Source organism: Brevibacillus panacihumi, assembly GCF_003710985.1.
Classification (GTDB): domain Bacteria; phylum Bacillota; class Bacilli; order Brevibacillales; family Brevibacillaceae; genus Brevibacillus; species Brevibacillus panacihumi.
The window spans coordinates 1-2,425 of sequence record NZ_RHHT01000052.1 but is presented as its reverse complement, the minus strand read 5'-3'; the positions used below and the strand labels follow the sequence as shown (position 1 = coordinate 2,425).

The following is a 2,425-nucleotide window of genomic DNA, read 5'->3' as shown; positions in this document are numbered from 1 at the left end:
TGTATTTGGCAAGCAAAAAATGCAGAGTTCGGAAACCATTTTGTGCATAGCCTTGCCAGGCTAAATTTTCATAATTTTAACGGTGGGAAAGAGCATGCCGAAGGCGATAGCTCTCTCCTGTGAAAGCTACGATATGAGCGTGATGTACAAGACGGTCGATCAAGGCAGCGGTGAGGCGGTTATCTCCGAAAACCGTATTCCATTGGCTAAACTCCAAATTGGAGGTAACGATTATACTGATCCGTTCATAACATTCTGAGATAAGATGAAAAAGCAGATCAGCACCGTCCTTGTGAAACGGAACAAAGCCTAACTCATCTAAAATCAATACATCAGTGTCCAGTAATTCCTTCTGAAATCGTGGAAGGTTGCCAGCGTGAAACTTGGTTTGCAAAATGGAAACCAACTCTGCCACTCGATAAAACCTCACTTTTTTACCCTGTTTACACGTCTCCACACCCATTGCAGTTGCCAGATGTGTCTTTCCTGTCCCTACGGGACCAAGTAATATAGCATTTTCCTTGCGTTCTACAAATGATGCTCTCTTTAGCTCCTCAATCGTGACGCTATCAGGTAATGAAACCGACTCGAAAGAGTACCCTTCAAAGGTCTTTATCTGTGTAAATCTGGCTTTCTGCAACAATCGTCGGATTTTTCCCTGCTCACGGGAACTTCGTTCCGAAGATAGTACCGCATGAAGAAATTGAGTCGGGTGTTCAAATGGAACTTGCTCATAGACATTCATGACATGGGCTAATCTCATCTGCTTGCAAAGTTGACGTAATTCTTCCTTCATTTCCGCACCTCTGTCCGTTGAAGTTGATCATATCTCGTTAGATCTGGCTGATATCCAACGAAAACAGATGGGGTGCGACTGTCTTTCATAGGTGCTGGGATGATTTCAGGATGACGTAAACGGTACAGAACATGCTCCAATCGACTCACATCATCTTGATCTTCTTGCGTAAGGCATCTTTCAATCTCCTCGATCTGGTATGTTTTTAGCATCCGAATGATCCAGCCAATTCTTGTTTTGCGGCTTTTCCCTTCAACAGATTGCAGAAAACCCTTTGTTTGACTGGGGAGGAAAGCAAGAACAGAACTGTAGTCGAGAGCTTTTGGCTTACTATAAAGTGGTTGTAACATAGTTTGTAGATCAACCGGAACCGATTCATCCATATATCCTCTTGGTAGTGTAATCAGCACTTCGTAGCTATCATTAAGTACATCTACCTTGTCCCACCAATACTTCACCCATACTCGTTCGTGAGAACGAATAGAAGGGATCTTTACTGTTTTTTGATCAATGAGAACCTCACCGTATCCATTGGCTTTTACGGATTCCAAACGGAAAGCTTCATAAGGTATGAGAGGGAGTTCCAGAAGTTTGATTTTCTCTTGCTCCCAAAGGTCTTGCTGTAAGACTTCCTTCGCATAATGAGGTCTTCTCAAATCTTCAAGAGCTTGCTGATTCATGATTTTCTGTAGTTGTTCCAAATCATTGGCTACAGGTAATGGAACACACCAATTTCTCCGAGCATACCCCACTTTGTTCTCAACATGTCCTTTTTCGTTCCCTTGTGCAGGGTTGCAAAAGACAGGTTGGAAGCGGTAATGGAGGGCAAAGCGTTGAAATTCGTCCGTAAGCTTCCGGTTTCCATCGGTTCCTACAGATACAACAGCTGCTGAAAGATTGTCAAACCAGATTCGATTGGGTACACCACCGCTCATTTCGAATAGCTGCCGTAATCCCTCTAAGAAACACTCTGTGTTCTCCTTCGGAGTAACAAAGACAAATGCTGCATTGCTGTATGGGTAGGAGAGGATCAACATTTTCCGCTCCACCAGTTGACCACCGATAATCGCTTGAAATGTTCCAAAGTCCGCCTGTGCTTCTCCCCCTGGGTGTTCTAAACGAATATAAGGCTCCGATTTTTCGATTTGCAGTTCTGACTTCCGTTTGGCAACATAGTACCGTACGGTACGGTCTGATCCTGCAAAGCCAAATTCGGTAACAAGGCGGTCATAGATACGTTTTGCTGTATGTCTTTGTTTTTTGGGGCGGGCTTGATCTTCCATAAGCCAGGTATCCACTTGTACACGGTAAGCTTCCATGATAGGGAATTTTCCTCGAAGAGGAGGCTCTGCTTTGTTCCAGTCTGAACAGTCTGCATATTTCTTTGCCGTTCTCCAGCTTACACCAAGTTGTTCTGCAATCTGGGAAATGGATTGATCTTTTACATCCCGTAAGTATTTGATATAGTGTTGTTGAGCCATTGCCAGCATTCCTTTCATCCCTCTCCTATCTGTTCACCAAATAGAAGAGTAGAGGGTTGTTTAGTTAGCTGGCAAGGCTTTTTTCATATTCGGAAATGTTCTGCACTTTTCGGTTGCCAAAGTGTGTACTTTTATTTTGCCAAACACA

2 protein-coding genes are annotated in these 2,425 nt (G+C 43.6%); both read right to left on the bottom strand.

Annotated elements, in window-relative coordinates:
- Positions 1-76: 76 nt before the first annotated feature.
- Positions 77-796, bottom strand: coding sequence for an IS21-like element helper ATPase IstB (gene istB / locus EDM58_RS20305; protein ID WP_023555120.1), 720 nt, complete (start codon positions 794-796; stop codon positions 77-79).
- Positions 793-2,286 (bottom strand): IS21 family transposase, encoded by a 1,494-nt coding sequence (gene istA / locus EDM58_RS20300; RefSeq protein WP_183187571.1) that lies wholly within the window; start codon positions 2,284-2,286, stop codon positions 793-795. Before istA ends, istB begins: the two co-directional genes overlap by 4 nt.
- Positions 2,287-2,425 lie beyond the last annotated feature (139 nt).